This is a genomic window from Streptomyces sp. NPDC050433 (assembly GCF_044458565.1).
Taxonomy (GTDB): Bacteria; Actinomycetota; Actinomycetes; order Streptomycetales; family Streptomycetaceae; genus Streptomyces.
Genome location: NZ_JBITIB010000011.1, coordinates 146,149 through 160,777 on the forward strand (window position 1 = coordinate 146,149; position 14,629 = coordinate 160,777).

At 70.8% G+C, this 14,629-nt stretch carries 12 protein-coding genes; 9 read left to right on the plus strand and 3 right to left on the minus strand.

Going from position 1 to position 14,629, the window contains the following annotated elements:
- The first annotated feature begins 8 nt into the window (after nucleotides 1–8).
- The 5 genes from iolB (at nucleotide 9) to ACIBLA_RS15930 (ending at nucleotide 6,128) form a co-directional block, all read left to right on the plus strand.
- Nucleotides 9–968: a 5-deoxy-glucuronate isomerase gene (iolB, locus tag ACIBLA_RS15910; RefSeq protein ID WP_399198921.1), complete on the plus strand. Its 960-nt coding sequence runs from the start codon at nucleotides 9–11 to the stop codon at nucleotides 966–968.
- Nucleotides 965–2,851, plus strand: a complete 1,887-nt coding sequence (gene iolD, locus ACIBLA_RS15915; RefSeq protein ID WP_399198922.1) for a 3D-(3,5/4)-trihydroxycyclohexane-1,2-dione acylhydrolase (decyclizing) — start codon at nucleotides 965–967, stop codon at nucleotides 2,849–2,851. Before iolB ends, iolD begins: the two co-directional genes overlap by 4 nt.
- Nucleotides 2,852–2,943: 92 nt before the next feature.
- A complete protein-coding gene (locus tag ACIBLA_RS15920; protein WP_399198923.1) occupies nucleotides 2,944–4,443 on the plus strand; it encodes a CoA-acylating methylmalonate-semialdehyde dehydrogenase in 1,500 nt (499 codons plus the stop codon).
- 122 nt (nucleotides 4,444–4,565) lie between these two features.
- Entirely contained in the window at nucleotides 4,566–5,198 is a 633-nt protein-coding gene (locus tag ACIBLA_RS15925) for a DUF4291 domain-containing protein (protein WP_399198924.1), read from the plus strand.
- Nucleotides 5,199–5,276: 78 nt separating this feature from the next.
- Entirely contained in the window at nucleotides 5,277–6,128 is an 852-nt protein-coding gene (locus ACIBLA_RS15930) for a class I SAM-dependent methyltransferase (protein ID WP_399198925.1), read from the plus strand.
- A 16-nt stretch (nucleotides 6,129–6,144) separates the two neighbouring features.
- Here the strand turns inward: ACIBLA_RS15930 and ACIBLA_RS15935 are convergent, their stop codons facing one another.
- Entirely contained in the window at nucleotides 6,145–6,570 is a 426-nt protein-coding gene (locus ACIBLA_RS15935; protein WP_363242285.1) for a GNAT family N-acetyltransferase, read from the minus strand.
- Between the two features lie 145 nt (nucleotides 6,571–6,715).
- Between ACIBLA_RS15935 and ACIBLA_RS15940 the strand changes: the two genes are divergently transcribed.
- Both ACIBLA_RS15940 and ACIBLA_RS15945 read left to right on the plus strand, forming a co-directional pair.
- Nucleotides 6,716–9,358, plus strand: a complete 2,643-nt coding sequence (locus ACIBLA_RS15940) for an alpha/beta fold hydrolase (RefSeq protein ID WP_399198926.1) — start codon at nucleotides 6,716–6,718, stop codon at nucleotides 9,356–9,358.
- Nucleotides 9,355–10,224, plus strand: coding sequence for an ABC transporter permease (locus ACIBLA_RS15945; protein WP_399198927.1), 870 nt, complete (start codon nucleotides 9,355–9,357; stop codon nucleotides 10,222–10,224). Before ACIBLA_RS15940 ends, ACIBLA_RS15945 begins: the two co-directional genes overlap by 4 nt.
- Before the next feature lie 20 nt (nucleotides 10,225–10,244).
- On the opposite strand, the gene ACIBLA_RS15950 is transcribed toward ACIBLA_RS15945, so the two are convergent.
- On the minus strand, nucleotides 10,245–11,183 hold the full coding sequence (locus ACIBLA_RS15950) for a DNA-binding response regulator (RefSeq protein ID WP_399198928.1): 939 nt from the start codon (nucleotides 11,181–11,183) through the stop codon (nucleotides 10,245–10,247).
- Between the two features lie 294 nt (nucleotides 11,184–11,477).
- On the opposite strand from ACIBLA_RS15950, the gene ACIBLA_RS15955 reads away from it, so the two are divergent.
- Together ACIBLA_RS15955 and ACIBLA_RS15960 are read left to right on the plus strand one after the other, a co-directional pair.
- On the plus strand, nucleotides 11,478–13,145 hold the full coding sequence (locus tag ACIBLA_RS15955) for a von Willebrand factor type A domain-containing protein (protein ID WP_399198929.1): 1,668 nt from the start codon (nucleotides 11,478–11,480) through the stop codon (nucleotides 13,143–13,145).
- A gap of 129 nt (nucleotides 13,146–13,274) precedes the next feature.
- The gene (locus ACIBLA_RS15960; RefSeq protein ID WP_399198930.1) at nucleotides 13,275–13,748 is read left to right on the plus strand and encodes a DUF1772 domain-containing protein; all 474 of its coding nucleotides are present in this window, start codon (nucleotides 13,275–13,277) and stop codon (nucleotides 13,746–13,748) included.
- On the opposite strand, the gene ACIBLA_RS15965 is transcribed toward ACIBLA_RS15960, so the two are convergent.
- The gene (locus ACIBLA_RS15965; RefSeq protein ID WP_399198931.1) at nucleotides 13,729–14,592 is read right to left on the minus strand and encodes a class I SAM-dependent methyltransferase family protein; all 864 of its coding nucleotides are present in this window, start codon (nucleotides 14,590–14,592) and stop codon (nucleotides 13,729–13,731) included. The two genes, ACIBLA_RS15960 and ACIBLA_RS15965, sit on opposite strands and share 20 nt — an antisense overlap.
- Between the last annotated feature and the right edge of the window lie 37 nt (nucleotides 14,593–14,629).

Here is a 14,629-nt window from a genome sequence, read left to right on the forward strand (position 1 = left end):
GAACGACCATGACGACGGACACCGACACCGACACGGGCTCCGACGGTGAATTCCTGGAACGGCACGTGCGCGCGGGCAGCGCGGCGAGCGGGCCGTACGCGCTCGACATCGAGCCGCGGCGGGCCGGCTGGCTGCACAGCGCCCTGCGCGTCCTCGACCTGCCGCCCGGCGGTACGCACACGCTGGACAGCGGGGACAGCGAGTGGATCGTGCTTCCCCTCAGCGGCGGTTGTACGGTGCAGACGCAAGGCGAGATCTTTGAACTGCTGGGCAGAGAAAGCGTGTTCAGCTCCGTCACGGACTTCGCGTACGTTCCGCGTGACGCCCACGCCCAGATCGCCTCCGGTGCGGGGGGCCGCTTCGCCCTGGCAGGAGCGAAGTGCGAGCGACGACTCCCCGCTCGCTACGGCTCCGCACCGGAGGTTTCTGTCGAACTGCGGGGCAGCGGCAACTGCTCCCGCCAGGTCAACAACTTCGCCGCCGCCGACACCTTCGACTGTGACCGGCTGATCGCCGTCGAAGTGCTCACGCCCGGCGGGAACTGGTCGTCGTACCCACCGCACAAGCACGACGAGAACCACCCCGGCGTCGAGTCCGAGCTGGAGGAGATCTACTACTTCGAGATCGAGGACGGCGGCCTCGGCTACCACCGAGTCTCGCCCTCCAGGCCCGGCGGTACGGACGTCCTCGCCGAGGTCCGCACCGGAGACACCGTCCTCATCCCCGACGGCTGGCACGGCCCGTCCATCGCCGCCCCCGGCCGCGCCATGTACTACCTGAACGTGATGGCCGGACCGGGCGAGACCAGACAGTGGCTGATCCGCGATCACCCCGACCACGGCTGGATCCGCGACACCTGGCCCGGCCAGGCGGTCGATCCGCGACTGCCGATGTACGGGCCGCCGCGACCGCCGCAGCCGTCGAGCCAACCTCCTTATGAGGACGAGGACAAGGAGACCCACCGATGAGTACGCGCCGCCTCACCGTGGCCCAGGCACTGATCGCCTTCCTGTCCCGCCAGTACACCGAACGCGACGGCAACCGCCGCCGCCTGATCGACGCCACCTGGGGCATCTTCGGCCACGGGAACGTGGCGGGCATCGGCCAGGCGCTCGTCCAAGCCGGCCATGAGATGCCGTACTTCCAGGGCCGCAGCGAACAGGCCATGGTCCACGCCGCCGTCGGCTACGCCCGGCAGAGCAACCGCCTCTCCACCCACGCCGTGACCACCTCCATCGGCCCCGGCGCCACGAACCTCGTCACCGGCGCCGCCCTCGCCACCATCAACCGGCTGCCCGTGCTGCTGCTCCCCGGCGACATCTTCGCGACGCACCCGGCCGACCCCGTCCTCCAGCAGCTCGAAGTGCCCCACGCGGGCGACATCTCCGTCAACGACGCGCTCCGCCCCGTGTCGAAGTACTTCGACCGCGTCTCGCGGCCCGAGGCGCTCGTCCCTTCCGCGCTCGCCGCCATGCGGGTCCTCACCGACCCCGCCGAGACGGGCGCGGTGACCCTCGCCCTGCCACAGGACGTCCAGGCTGAGGCGTACGACTGGCCGGAGGAGTTCTTCGCGGAGCGCGTCTGGCGGATCCGCAGGCAGGGCCCCGACCCGTACGAACTCTCCGACGCCGCCGAGGCCGTCCGCGCGGCCCGCCGTCCGCTCCTCGTCGCGGGCGGCGGCGTCCACCACAGCACGGCCGAGGACGCACTTGCCGCCTTCGCGACGGCGACCGGCATCCCGGTCGCCTCCACCCAGGCCGGCAAGGGCTCCCTGCGCCACGATCACCCGGCGGACGTCGGCGGCATCGGCCACACCGGCACCGCCACCGCCGACGAACTGGCCCGCACCGCCGACCTGGTGATCGGCGTCGGCACCCGCTGGTCCGACTTCTCCACGGCATCGGCGACGCTCTTCTCGAACCCGTCCGTCCGCTTCCTCAACATCAACATCACCGGCTTCGACGCACACAAGCTCGCCGCCGCGCCCCTGGTCGCCGACGCCCGTACCGCTCTGGAGGACCTCACCACGGCCCTCACGGACCACCGCGTGGACGCGGCCTACGTCACGGAGTACGCCGAGGACAAGGAGCGCTGGGAGCACCGCGTCGACGCCGCGTTCGACACCTCCGAAGACCTCCTGCGACCCACCCAGCCGCAGGTCCTCGGCCTCCTCGACGCACTCGTCACCGACGAGGACATCGTCATCAACGCCGCCGGATCGCTCCCCGGAGACCTGCACAAGCTGTGGCGGTCCCGTTCCCGCGACCAGTACCACGTCGAGTACGGCTATTCCTGCATGGGTTACGAGATCCCGGCCGCCATCGGCGTAATGCTCGCCGATCCGGGACGTCCCGTCTGGGCGCTGGTCGGCGACGGCACGTATCTGATGAACCCCACGGAGATCGTCACCGCCGTCCAGGAACGCCTCCCACTGAAGCTGGTGATCCTCCAGAACCACGGCTACGCGTCGATCGGCGGCCTCTCGGAGTCCGTCGGCGCGGAACGGTTCGGTACGGCGTACCGCTACCGGGAGGCGGACACGGTCGGCTCGCCGACGTACACCGGCGACCCGCTGCCTGTCGACCTCGCCGCCAACGCGGCCTCGCTCGGGATGCGCGTCATCCGCGCCAAAACCATCCGTGACCTGCGTGAAGCCCTCGCCGTCGCGCGTGAGTCCGACGTCCCCACATGTGTCTACGCCGAGACCGAAACGGCAGACACTGTGTCGGGCGCGCCTCCCGCCCAGGCATGGTGGGATGTCCCCGTGGCCGAGACGGCGACCCGAGCGTCCGCGGTCACAGCACGCGAGGAGTACGAGCGGAAGGCCGCGGCCCGCCGCCGCCACCTCTGACACACGGCACCGCCAGTCCGACCCGCCCGTCCGACACCGCCCCGAGGCGCACCGCCCGCGCCGATGGACCGATGGACCCGAAGGAGCACGTAATGAAGACCGTCAACCACTGGATCGGTGGCAAGACCGTCGAGGGCACGTCGGGCAGTTGGGGCCAGGTCACCGACCCGGCGACCGGCGCGGTCACCACGCAGGTCGCGCTCGCCTCGGCGGAGGAGGTGGACACGGCCGTCACGGTGGCCAAGGCCGCGTACGGCACCTGGGGCACGTCCTCCCTCTCCACGCGCACCGGCATCCTCTTCAGCTACCGCGCGCTGCTCGACGCGCACCGGGACGAGATCGCCGCGCTGATCACCGCCGAGCACGGCAAGGTCCACTCCGACGCCCTCGGCGAGGTCGCGCGCGGGCTGGAGATCGTCGAACTGGCCTGCGGGATCACCACCCAGCTCAAGGGCGAGCTGTCGACGCAGGTCGCCAGCCGGGTCGACGTCTCCTCGATCAGGCAGCCGCTGGGCGTCGTCGCCGGCATCACGCCGTTCAACTTCCCCGCGATGGTGCCGATGTGGATGTTCCCGCTGGCCATCGCCTGCGGCAACACCTTCGTACTGAAGCCGAGCGAGAAGGACCCCTCGGCGGCGAATCTGCTCGCCGAGCTGGCGGCCGAGGCGGGACTGCCGGACGGTGTGCTCAACGTCGTCCACGGCGACAAGGTGGCCGTCGACTCCCTCCTGGCCCACCCGGACGTCGCGGCGGTCTCCTTCGTCGGCTCCACGCCCATCGCGCGCCACATCCACGCCACCGCGTCGGCCAACGGCAAGCGCGTCCAGGCGCTCGGCGGCGCCAAGAACCACATGCTGGTCCTCCCGGACGCCGACCTGGACGCGGCGGCGGACGCGGCCGTCTCGGCGGCGTACGGCTCCGCGGGCGAGCGCTGCATGGCGATCTCGGCGGTCGTCGCGGTCGGTTCGATCGGCGACGAGCTCGTGAACAAGATCCGCGAACGCGCCGAGAAGATCAAGATCGGCCCCGGCACCGACCCGGCCTCCGAGATGGGCCCGCTGATCACGGCGGCCCACCGCGACAAGGTCGCCTCGTACGTGACGGGCGCCGCCGCACAGGGCGCCCAAGTCGTCCTGGACGGCACCGGCCTGCGCGTCGACGGCTACGAGGACGGCCACTGGATCGGCCTGTCCCTCCTCGACCACGTCTCGACCGACTCCGACGCCTACCGCGACGAGATCTTCGGCCCGGTGCTGTGCGTGCTGCGGGCGGAGACGTACGACGACGGCGTCGCTCTCATGAACGCCTCGCCGTTCGGCAACGGCACCGCGATCTTCACCCGCGACGGCGGTGCGGCCCGCCGCTTCCAACTGGAGATCGAGGCGGGCATGGTCGGCGTGAACGTGCCGATCCCGGTGCCCGTCGGCTACCACTCCTTCGGTGGCTGGAAGGACTCGCTCTTCGGCGACCACCACATCTACGGCAACGACGGCGTGCACTTCTACACGCGCGGCAAGGTCGTCACCACCCGCTGGCCGGACCCGTCGGACGCCCCGTCAGGCGTGGACCTGGGCTTCCCCCGCAACCACTGACGCGGAAGCCCGCCCAGACCGCGACGGCTCGCACGGCACCCCTATTCCGTGTGAGCCGTCGCCGCGTTCCGGGGCCTTCTTAATAGGTGGCCCTGCGGCCGGAGTCACCGCACGCTGTCCCCATGTCAGAAGCGACAACTCCCCGGACAATGCCGGCACCGGAGCCCAAGTACCGCATCCGCGCGTACCACACCGCCTCGACGATCACCGTCCACCAGGCCTACCCACCGCCGATCGGTCTTCCCGCCGCGCGCGACGGACGGTTTCCCGGTATCTGGAAGCGCGACAGGATGACGTGGATCAAGCCGTCCTTCCTTTGGATGATGTATCGCTGCGGATGGGGCGTGAAGGAGGGCCAGGAGACGGTCCTCGCCATCGAGATCAGCCGTGCGGGTTTCGAGTGGGCCCTGAAGCATGCCTGCCTGTCGCACTACGACGCGGACGTGCACGCCGATCGGGCCGCGTGGCAGCGGGAGTTGAAGCGCAGTCCCGCGCGTGTCCAGTGGGATCCGGAGCGTGATGTGCGGCTGGAGGCGCTGCCGTACCGGTCGCTTCAGCTCGGTCTGTCGGGGGAGGCGGCGCGGCGGTACGCCGACGAGTGGATCGTCTCCGTCAAGGACGTGACGCCGCTGGCGCGGCGGATTCACGGGCTGGTCAGGGACGGTGAACTGGCCGCCGCGCAGGAGCTGCTGCCCGTCGAGACGCCCTATCCGGCCGAGGTGGACGGCGAGTTGCTTCGTCACCTGTGTCCATGAGCGGCGCCCGTGAAACCGGCGCGCCGGGCGCGTCGAGTTCTCGCCATGCTATGGGACCAAGACGGGAGGAGCGGCAGTATGGAGGGTATGACGGACATGGTGAATTCAGCCCAGGCCGAGGCGTGGAACGGCTATGAGGGCAGGCACTGGGCGGACCACCAAGATCGGTACGACAATCTCAACGACGCCGCCAATGCGCCGCTTCTCGAAGCGGCCGGCATAAGGGAGGGCGATCGGCTCCTCGACGTCGGGTGTGGGAACGGGCGGGTCGCGCGGCTCGCGGCGCGGCGCGGGGCCCAAGCCGTCGGGATCGATCTGTCGGCGCCGATGCTGGCGCGGGCCAGGGACTCCGCGGCGGTGGAGGAGGTCGGGGATGTCACGTTCGTGCAGGGCGACGCGCAGGTGTACGACTTCGAGGAGGCATCCTTCGACATCGCCGTGAGCCGTTTCGGAGTGATGTTCTTCGCCGATCCGGCCGCCGCGTTCCGCAACATCGGACGAGCGTTACGGCCCGGTGGGCGGCTCGCCTTCGTCTGTCCGCAGTCGTTCAGCCTCATGGACCAGGCGGTGATCTTCGCGGCCATCGGCACCCAGGTCACGCTGCCCGCCCTCAACGAGGACAGCAAGCACCAGCCCGCCTCCTTCGCCGACCCCGCGCACACCGAGCACGTGCTGAGCGAGGCCGGCTTCAAAGGAATCGGGCTACAGGCCCTCGCGCTGCCCCAGCACTGGGGCAAGGACGCCTCCGACGCCTCCGCCTTCCTGATGGGATGGGGTCCCCTCCAACACTGGCTGGCCCTGGCCGATGCCGACGAGCGGACGCGTACGCGCGTGCACGACGCCGCCACGGAGGCGTTCCACGCCTTCGAGACCAGGCAAGGCGTACGGCTCACCAGCCGCCTGTGGCTCGTCACCGCCGAGCGCCCCTGAGTCGGCGGGCGGAGCGTCAGGGCCTCGGGAACTCCCAGGTCAGCATGGCGAAGTGACCTTCGTCGCGCGCCCCGGCCGACCGGTACGTCGCCAGCGCCGGTTCGTTGTCGGTGTCCACGCCCACCCACATGTCGTAGCAGCCGCGCTCGCGCGCGACCGCCGCCAGGGTGTCCGTCAGCGCCCGCCCGATGCCGCGCCGACGGTACGGCGCGTCCACCGACAGCTCGTACAGGCACATCTCGACGCCCTTGTCCGGATGCAGCATCTCGATGCCGGAGACGAATCCGGCCGGGACACCTTCGACGTATGCGATCAGCAGCAGATGACCCGGAGCGGCGAGGAAGCGCTCCGCCCACTCGGGGCGCGCCGGGCCGTCGTACAGGTGCTCGGCGGCGACAAGTTCGGCGACGGTCGTCGCTCGGCGGATCTCCGTGCCGGTCATGGGGGCTCGTCTCTCCTCTTGCTGCCTGGTGAGGCCGCGTACCGCGCTTGGTGTACGGCGACGCTACCGCGTACGCCTCAGGGAGGCCCCTGAGTTCCGACTGGTGTCAGCGCGGGCGCCGCGCGGGGCCGTTTAGGGTTCAAGCATGGAGATCCCAACCCCCTGGCGGCTACGGCTGCGCAGACGATGGCTCGCGGGCGTGGCCGCGGCCGTCGTGCTCGTCGGCGCCGGCACCTGGACCGCCGTCGCCTCGGACAGCGCGCCCACCGTGCACCGAGCCGACCAGACGATGGAGATGCCCGGCGCCCGGATCGACACCTCGTACTTCACCGCCGGTGACGGCGGCAACCGCAGGCCCGCCGTCCTGCTCGGGCACGGGTTCGGCGGCAGCAAGAACGATGTACGGGCCCAGGCCGAGAAGCTCGCGCGCGACGGGTACGCCGTGCTGACCTGGTCGGCGCGGGGGTTCGGGAAGTCCACCGGCAAGATCGGACTCAATGACCCGGACCACGAGGTCAAAGACGTCTCCCGGATGATCGACTGGCTCGCCGAGCGCCCCGAGGTCCAGCTCGACGCCGACGGCGACCCACGCGTCGGCATGAGCGGAGCCTCCTACGGAGGAGGCATCGCGCTGCTCGGCGCGGGCTACGACGCGCGCGTCGACGCCATCGCGCCCGTGATCACCTACTGGAATCTCGCCGACTCGCTCTTCCCCGACGGCGTCTTCAAGAAGCTGTGGGCCGGGATCTTCTTCTCCACCGGCGGTGGCTGCGACACCTTCGAGAAGCAGCTCTGCGAGATGTACGACCGGGTCGCGGTCGCCGGGAAGCCCGACGCGGCGGCTGATGAACTCCTCGCGGAGCGGAGCCCGTCCGCGATCGGTGACCGTATCAAGGTGCCCTCGCTGATCATCCAGGGCCAGACCGACTCCCTCTTCCCGCTCGGCCAGTCCGACGCCATGGCGAAGACGATCAAGGCCAACGGGGCGCCCGTCGCCGTCGACTGGATGGCCGGCGGTCACGACGGCGGAAACGCCGAGACCGGCCGGATCGAGAGCCGTATCTCCTCCTGGTTCGACCACTACCTCAAGAAGGACACCGGCGTCGACACGGGACCGGCGTTCCGCGTCAGCCGGACCGGCGGCGTCGACTCCACCGACGGCCAGGCGCTGTTGAGGGGAGCGAGCAGCGACAGCTATCCGGGCTTGCGGAGCGGGATAACGAACGTCCCGCTCTCCGGCCGCACACAGTCGTTCGACAATCCCGCCGGCGCGAGCCCGCCCGCCATCTCCACCGTGCCGGGCCTCGGCAGCGGACTGTCCCAGCTGTCCTCGTTCGGCATGGGCCTCGCCCTCGACTTCCCCGGCCAGTACGCCCGCTTCGACTCCCGGCCGCTCGACCGGCCGCTCCAGGTCACGGGCTCACCGACCTTCCGGGTCACCGTCAAGGCCGACACCGACGACGCCGTGCTCTTCGGCAAGGTCTACGACGTCGGCCCCGACGGCCGTCAGCAAGTGCTGCCCTCGCAACTCGTCTCCCCAGTCCGCGTCGAAGGCGTCAAAGCGGGCGACGGCAAGACCGTCGAACTGACACTGCCCGCCATCGACCACAAGGTGGAGGCCGGGCACCGGCTGCGCGTCGTCCTCGCCGCGACCGACCTCGCCTACGCCTCACCCGCCGCCCCCGCCACCTACACCCTCACGGCGGCCGGCGACCTGTCCGTCCCCACGGCGCCCGCGCTCCCCACCGCCGCGCCGACCCTCGCCTGGTGGGTCTGGGGCCTGCCGTTGGCGGGTGTGCTGATCGCCGCCGCACTGCTGCTGACCGCGCGCCGCCGGGTCAGCGCGCCGGCGCCCGATCCGGAACTGGCCGACGTACCCCTCCAGATCACGGACCTGTCGAAGCGCTACGCCAAGTCCGCCGACCGCTATGCCGTACGGGATCTCTCCTTCCGCGTCGAGAAGGGGCAGGTGCTCGGGCTCCTCGGTCCGAACGGCGCGGGCAAGACGACGACCCTGCGCATGCTGATGGGCCTCATCACCCCCGACGCCGGAGACATCCGGGTCTTCGGGCACTCCATCAGGCCCGGCGCACCGGTGCTGTCCCACGTCGGTTCCTTCGTCGAGGGCGCGGGCTTCCTGCCGCACCTGTCCGGGCGGGACAACCTGGAGCTGTACTGGCGGGCCACCGGCCGCCCCGTCGAGGACTCGCACATCGAAGAGGCCCTGGAGATCGCCGCACTCGGCGACGCCCTCGCCCGCGCCGTGCGCACCTACTCACAGGGCATGCGACAGCGCCTCGCGATCGCACAGGCCATGCTCGGTCTGCCGGACCTGCTCATCCTCGACGAGCCGACCAACGGCCTCGACCCGCCGCAGATCCGCGAGATGCGCGACGTGATGATCCGCTACGCGGCCAACGGCCGGACTGTCATCGTCTCCAGCCATCTCCTCTCCGAGGTCGAACAGACCTGTACGCATCTGGTGGTCATGGACCGGGGCCGGCTCGTCCAGGCCGGTCCGGTCGCCGAGATCACCGGCTCCGGCGACACCGTGCTTGTCACCACGGCCGGACAGGTGCCCGAGCCGGTCGTCGACAAGATCGCCGCGCTGCCCGGCATCGGATCCGCGATCCGTACGGACGAGGGGCTGCTCGTACGGCTCGACGGGGTGGACACCAACACGCTGGTCACCGAACTCATCCGGATGGACGTTTCGCTGACCGGCGTCGGACCGCACCGCCGCCTGGAGGACGCCTTCCTCACTCTCATCTCAGGAGCCTCCGCATGAGCGCGCTGACCGAATCGGCTCCGGGCTACCGGGCGGGCCGGACCCTTCCGCTCCGCGTCGAACTCGTACGACAGCTCAAGCGCAGGCGCACGATGGCGATGGGCGGCGTCCTCGCGATCCTGCCTTTCGTGCTGATCGTGGCCTTCGCCATCGGTGGGACACCGGGAGCCGACGAGGGCGGCGGTGGTGGCAGCCGACTGAACCTGATGGACACCGCGACCTCGTCCGGCGCCAACTTCGCCGCCACCTGCCTCTTCGTCTCCGCGGGCTTCCTGCTGGTCGTGCCCGTCGCGCTGTTCTGCGGGGACACCGTGGCCTCCGAGGCGAGCTGGTCCTCTCTGCGCTATCTGCTCGCCGCGCCGGTGCCGCGTGCCCGGCTGCTGTGGAGCAAGCTGGCGGTGGCGCTGGTCATGAGCCTGGCGGCGATGGTGCTGCTGCCGGTCGTCGGGCTGGCGGCGGGCACGGCCGCGTACGGCTGGGGGCCGCTGGAGCTGCCCACCGGGGGGTCCCTCGGGCCGGCCGACACCGTGCCGAGGCTGGCGCTCGTGATCGGGTTCATCTTCGTCTCCCAACTGGTCACGGCGGGCCTCGCCTTCTGGCTGTCCACGAAGACCGACGCCCCGCTCGGCGCGGTCGGTGGTGCGGTCGGACTGACGATCATCGGCAATGTGCTGGACCAGGTGACGGCGCTGGGGACCTGGCGGGACTTCCTGCCCGCGCACTGGCAGTTCGCCTGGGCGGACGCCCTCCAGCCTCAGCTGGAGTGGAGCGGCATGCTGAAGGGCTCGGCGATCTCGGTGACGTACGCCCTGGTGCTGTTCGCCCTCGCGTTCAGGAACTTCTCCCGCAAGGACATCGTGAGTTGAGCGTGTCCCCCTGGCCGCGTTCATAGCCAGCCCCGACGAGCCGCTTCCGCCCCCGCGCGGAAGCGACTCGTCGTGCCGAGGGCGGTGAGCAACTCGCCGACCCGTCTGCTGTAGGTGCGCGGCGACATGCCGAGCCGGGCCGCCGCCGCCTCGTCGGTGAGCCCGCACAGCATGGCGTCGAGCACAGGGCGTAAGTGATGGGGGAGGACGCCGGGCTCCCGACCGGGACTGCCGTCGGAACCGGGACCGGGACCGGGACTCGGACCGGGCCCGGCATGAGCGCCGGTCGCCGGGTCGAGGCGCCCGGGACCGGTCGCAGGGTCCCCCGGCGCGCCGTGCGACGGCTCCTCTGGTAAAGAGAATTCCTCGCCGTTGTCCCACCAGTGCTGATGGATCCGGACCAGGGCCCCGACGACGACCGGGTCCCTGATCAACAGCAGCCCGTTGAAGTGGAGTTCGAAGTCCAGGGGCAGCGCGGCCGTCGTACGGTCCACGAGGACCATCTTGAACGGGATCGACTCCGTCTGCCGTGCCCCGCGGGCGAGGGCCCGCAGCTCGCGCGGCAGCCCCGCCAGGCCCCGGCGCGGCACGATCCGGCGGACCGTGAGCGGAACCGCGGGCAGGGGAGTGGTCCCCGCGTCCGCCCCAGCCCCGGAGCCCGCGTCGGCTCGTTGCTCCGGTCGTGCCTCGGGGTCCGCCCGCTCCGCCGCCGCGCGGACGCACGCGGTGGCGAACTCCAGGAACGGCAACGGCAGGCCCTTCCCCAGGGACCGGCCCGGATCGTCGAACGTCAGCAGCTCGTGACGCGCGGAACGGACGAGCGCTGCCAGCGCTGCGGCCACCTGATGCGTGCCACGGACCGGCCGGCTCGCCGGTCGGAGAGTCTCCACCGCGTCCCCCCGCAGTGCGCTTCTCGGTAGCGCCGACCTGTTGAGTACGGAGCCCGGAACATCTGCCACGGCTGACCACCCCCGCCATCCCCTCGGAGCCGTACGCCACTCCATGTACTCATGAGACTGCACACCGTGACAAGTGCAGTTCAGCGAGTGGCGACTCCATGCCAATGGAACCGACTCACGTATCAACGGCATCGGTTGGCACACGAGTTCGGCGATGACGGCGAAGAGGGCGGGTGACGGCGGACAAGTCCCCTGGCCCGTTGTCGCATTGAGATTCATCCGCAACCTCTCGTGCCGGTCCCACCGACCCCCTCGAACGTCACAGTCACAAGTTCCGACGATCCAGGGGGGACCGTGACGAAGCTCCACACGAAGACGAGGCTCAACACCAGGACGAAGCTCCACACGAGGACAGGTCGGGGAGCGGTGGTCGCGTTGCTGGCGGGCGGCCTGCTGCTGCTCACCGGCTGCTCGGGCGCCGATACGAGTGACGCGAGCCGGAAGGCCGACGGGCCGGGCCCCGGCAGCGCGTTCGGCGACGGCTCCGGGGCCGGGTCCGGTTCCGGTTCCGGAGGGCGGGGGGCCGCCGGCTCGGCCGACGGCACCGGACAGGGAGAGGGGCAGCGGGACGGCGAACAGAAACGGGACGTGGGACCGGAAGGGGAGTTCGCGCCGGAGCCGGACTACCTGTCGACCTTCGCGCTGGACGTGGACACCGCCTCCTACGGATACGCGCTCCGCACCCTCGGTGAGGGACGCCTGCCGGATCCCGGCACCGTACGGCCCGAGGAGTTCGTCAACAGCTTCCGCCAGGACTACGAACGTCCCGAGGGCGACGGCTTCTCCGTGACGGTGGACGGCGCCGCCGCGCCGGGCGCGGACGACGACTGGTCCCTCGTGCGCGTCGGCCTCGCCACCCGCCTGGCCGACCACGAAGGCGAACGCCCCCCGGCCGCACTCACGTTCGTGATCGACACCTCGGGCTCCATGGCGGAGCCCGGCCGACTCGACCTCGTCAAGGAATCACTCGGCATCCTTACGGACGGGCTGCGCGGCGACGACTCGATCGCCCTGGTGACGTTCAGCGGCCGGGCCGAGACCAGGCTGCCGATGACCCGTATCGGCGACAGCCGCTCCCGGATCCACGACGTGATCGAGGAACTGGAACCGGCCGATTCGACCAACCTCGGGGCAGGCGTCGAGAACGGCTACGCCGAGGCCGTGGACGGCCGCAGGAGCGGCGCGACCAACCGGGTCGTCCTGCTGTCGGACGCGCTGGCCAACACCGGTGAGACGGAGGCGGACGCGATCCTCGAACGCATCGCGCAGGCGCGTACCGAGCACGGCATCACCCTCTTCGGCGTCGGTGTCGGAAGTGACTACGGCGACGCCCTGATGGAACGGCTCGCCGACCGGGGCGACGGACACACGACGTACGTCTCCGACAGGGAACAGGCCAGGAAGGTGTTCGTCGACCAGCTCCCCATGAACGTCGAACTGCGCGCCAGGGACGCCAAGGCGCAGGTCGCGTTCGACAGGGACACCGTCGAGCGCTTCCGGCTGATCGGCTACGAGAACAGGGCCGTCGCGGACGAGGACTTCCGGGACGACCGGGTCGACGGGGGCGAGGTCGGGCCGGGGCACACCGTGACGGCGCTGTACGCCGTCAGGCTGCGGCCTGGCGCGAGCGGCGAGGTGGCGAAGGCGACGGTGCGCTGGCTGGATCCCGGGACCCGGGCTCCGCACGAGCGGTCGGGCTCGATACGCGCGAGCGCGGTGGACACCCGGCTGTGGGGCGACGCCAAGCCGCGCCTCCAAGTGACGGCCGTCGCCGCGTACTTCGCGCTGGCGCTGCGCGGCGAGTCGCCCGACGGCGACACCGAGTCGCACGGCGCTCTGCCCGGCGCGCCCGGCCTCGGTGAACTGGAGAAGCGGGCGCGGACGCTGGCCGCCTCCACGGAGGACGGATCGGTGAAGGAGCTGGCGGAGGCGATCGGTCAGGCGAGCCGCGCGAGCGGCTGATCGCAGGCCGGGTCCCGGAGTGGGCGAGGGCGGTCCGGGAGTGGGCGTGGGGCGGAGCGGCGGTACGCCGGAGGACCACCGGCGGAAACGGTGCTGCGCCGCCCCTCTCCACGGGCCATGATGTGCGGCATGGCCACTGTCCTGCTCGCGCTCGCCGTCATCTTCACCGGTCTGTACGCCGGCATCATGCTCATCTTCCTGACCGGGATCATGCCCGCGTTGGCACGCCTCACGGACGCGCAGTTCGTGACGGCCATGCGCCGGATCAACGAGGAAGTACCGCGCGGGCTGTTCCTTCTCGTGTTCCTCGCCGAGGTGGCCTTCCCTGTCGCCGCGCTCGCCGTCCCCGTCGACGACCGCTCGGACACCCAGTGGTGGCTGCTGCTGGTGGGCCTGATCTGCGTGGTCGTCAACCACATCGTGACCGTCGCGGGCAACATCCCGCTCAACAACGCCCTCGCGTCCTCGGAGGCCTCACCCGAGGCGAACCCCGACAGTGCGGTCCGCGCTGCCTTCGAGAGCCGCTGGAACCGCTTCCACGCCGTCCGTACGGTCTTCGCCGTCGCGGGTTTCGCGCTGATCGTCAGCGGCTCGCTGTCGTGACGGTGAACAGCCCCACAGTCTCCCGCCGGCTCGCGACCTCCGTGAACCCGGCCTGACCGGCCCACTGTTCGGCCAGCTCCACCGGACGGCACTTCATCTCCCACAGGACGCCCTCCCGGTTCGGCAGGACGTTCGCGATGAACTCCAACTGAGGGTGCCGGGTCTGGGTCGTGAAGACCAGCACTCCGCCCGGCGCGAGCATCCCGCGCAGCCGCGCGACGGACGTGGCGATGACGGCGTCGTCCAGCAGCAGTTCGTAGAGCCCCGACACGACGATGATGTCGGGCGCGTGGGTGGAGGGCGTGGGGTCGAGGGCGTCTCCGTACGCGTACGAGATCCCGGTCAGCCCTCGCTCGGCCGCCTGGCGCTCGCCCTGCGCGAGGCCCGCGCGGTCCATGTCGCGGCACTCGACGTGGAGGGCGCCGGGGCCGTACTCCGCGAGCAGTTCCTGGAGATAGCGCCCCGGCCCCGACGCCACGTCCAATACCCGCACACCACCGTCCGCGCCGTCGCGTCCGCCCGAACTCCCGCGCCGCGCGATCTCCTTACGGAGGACGTCCTTCAGCAACTCGCGGCGGGCCCGGATGGCGCGCCATCCGACGGCGTTCAGATACACGTGGTCGATCACGTGTCCCACGACGGGGAAGCCGCCGGCCTTGTTGACGTACACGTAGTCCAGCATGGAGCCGCTGTCGAAGCCGTGCCGAAAGCCGATGCGGATACCGGCGCTGGCGCGGCCGACCGTACCGAGCAGGGCGCGCATCACCGCCCACCGCGCGCGGTTGAGCGAACCGGTCCGGTTCGGATCGTTCTGAGGCTGTCGGGCCGTGCTCGTCTTCGTCATGCGCTTCAGCGTCGGCCCGGAGCGTCTGCCTCGGTAT

What these genes read in the sequence shown, in the direction of transcription:
- iolB (WP_399198921.1), top strand. Translation starts at nt 9, where the DNA reads ATGACGACGGACACCGACACCGACACGGGCTCCGACGGTGAATTCCTG.
- iolD (WP_399198922.1), top strand. Translation starts at nt 965, where the DNA reads ATGAGTACGCGCCGCCTCACCGTGGCCCAGGCACTGATCGCCTTCCTG.
- ACIBLA_RS15920 (WP_399198923.1), top strand. Translation starts at nt 2,944, where the DNA reads ATGAAGACCGTCAACCACTGGATCGGTGGCAAGACCGTCGAGGGCACG.
- ACIBLA_RS15925 (WP_399198924.1), top strand. Translation starts at nt 4,566, where the DNA reads ATGTCAGAAGCGACAACTCCCCGGACAATGCCGGCACCGGAGCCCAAG.
- ACIBLA_RS15930 (WP_399198925.1), top strand. Translation starts at nt 5,277, where the DNA reads ATGGAGGGTATGACGGACATGGTGAATTCAGCCCAGGCCGAGGCGTGG.
- ACIBLA_RS15935 (WP_363242285.1), bottom strand. Translation starts at nt 6,570, where the DNA reads ATGACCGGCACGGAGATCCGCCGAGCGACGACCGTCGCCGAACTTGTC.
- ACIBLA_RS15940 (WP_399198926.1), top strand. Translation starts at nt 6,716, where the DNA reads ATGGAGATCCCAACCCCCTGGCGGCTACGGCTGCGCAGACGATGGCTC.
- ACIBLA_RS15945 (WP_399198927.1), top strand. Translation starts at nt 9,355, where the DNA reads ATGAGCGCGCTGACCGAATCGGCTCCGGGCTACCGGGCGGGCCGGACC.
- ACIBLA_RS15960 (WP_399198930.1), top strand. Translation starts at nt 13,275, where the DNA reads ATGGCCACTGTCCTGCTCGCGCTCGCCGTCATCTTCACCGGTCTGTAC.
- ACIBLA_RS15965 (WP_399198931.1), bottom strand. Translation starts at nt 14,592, where the DNA reads ATGACGAAGACGAGCACGGCCCGACAGCCTCAGAACGATCCGAACCGG.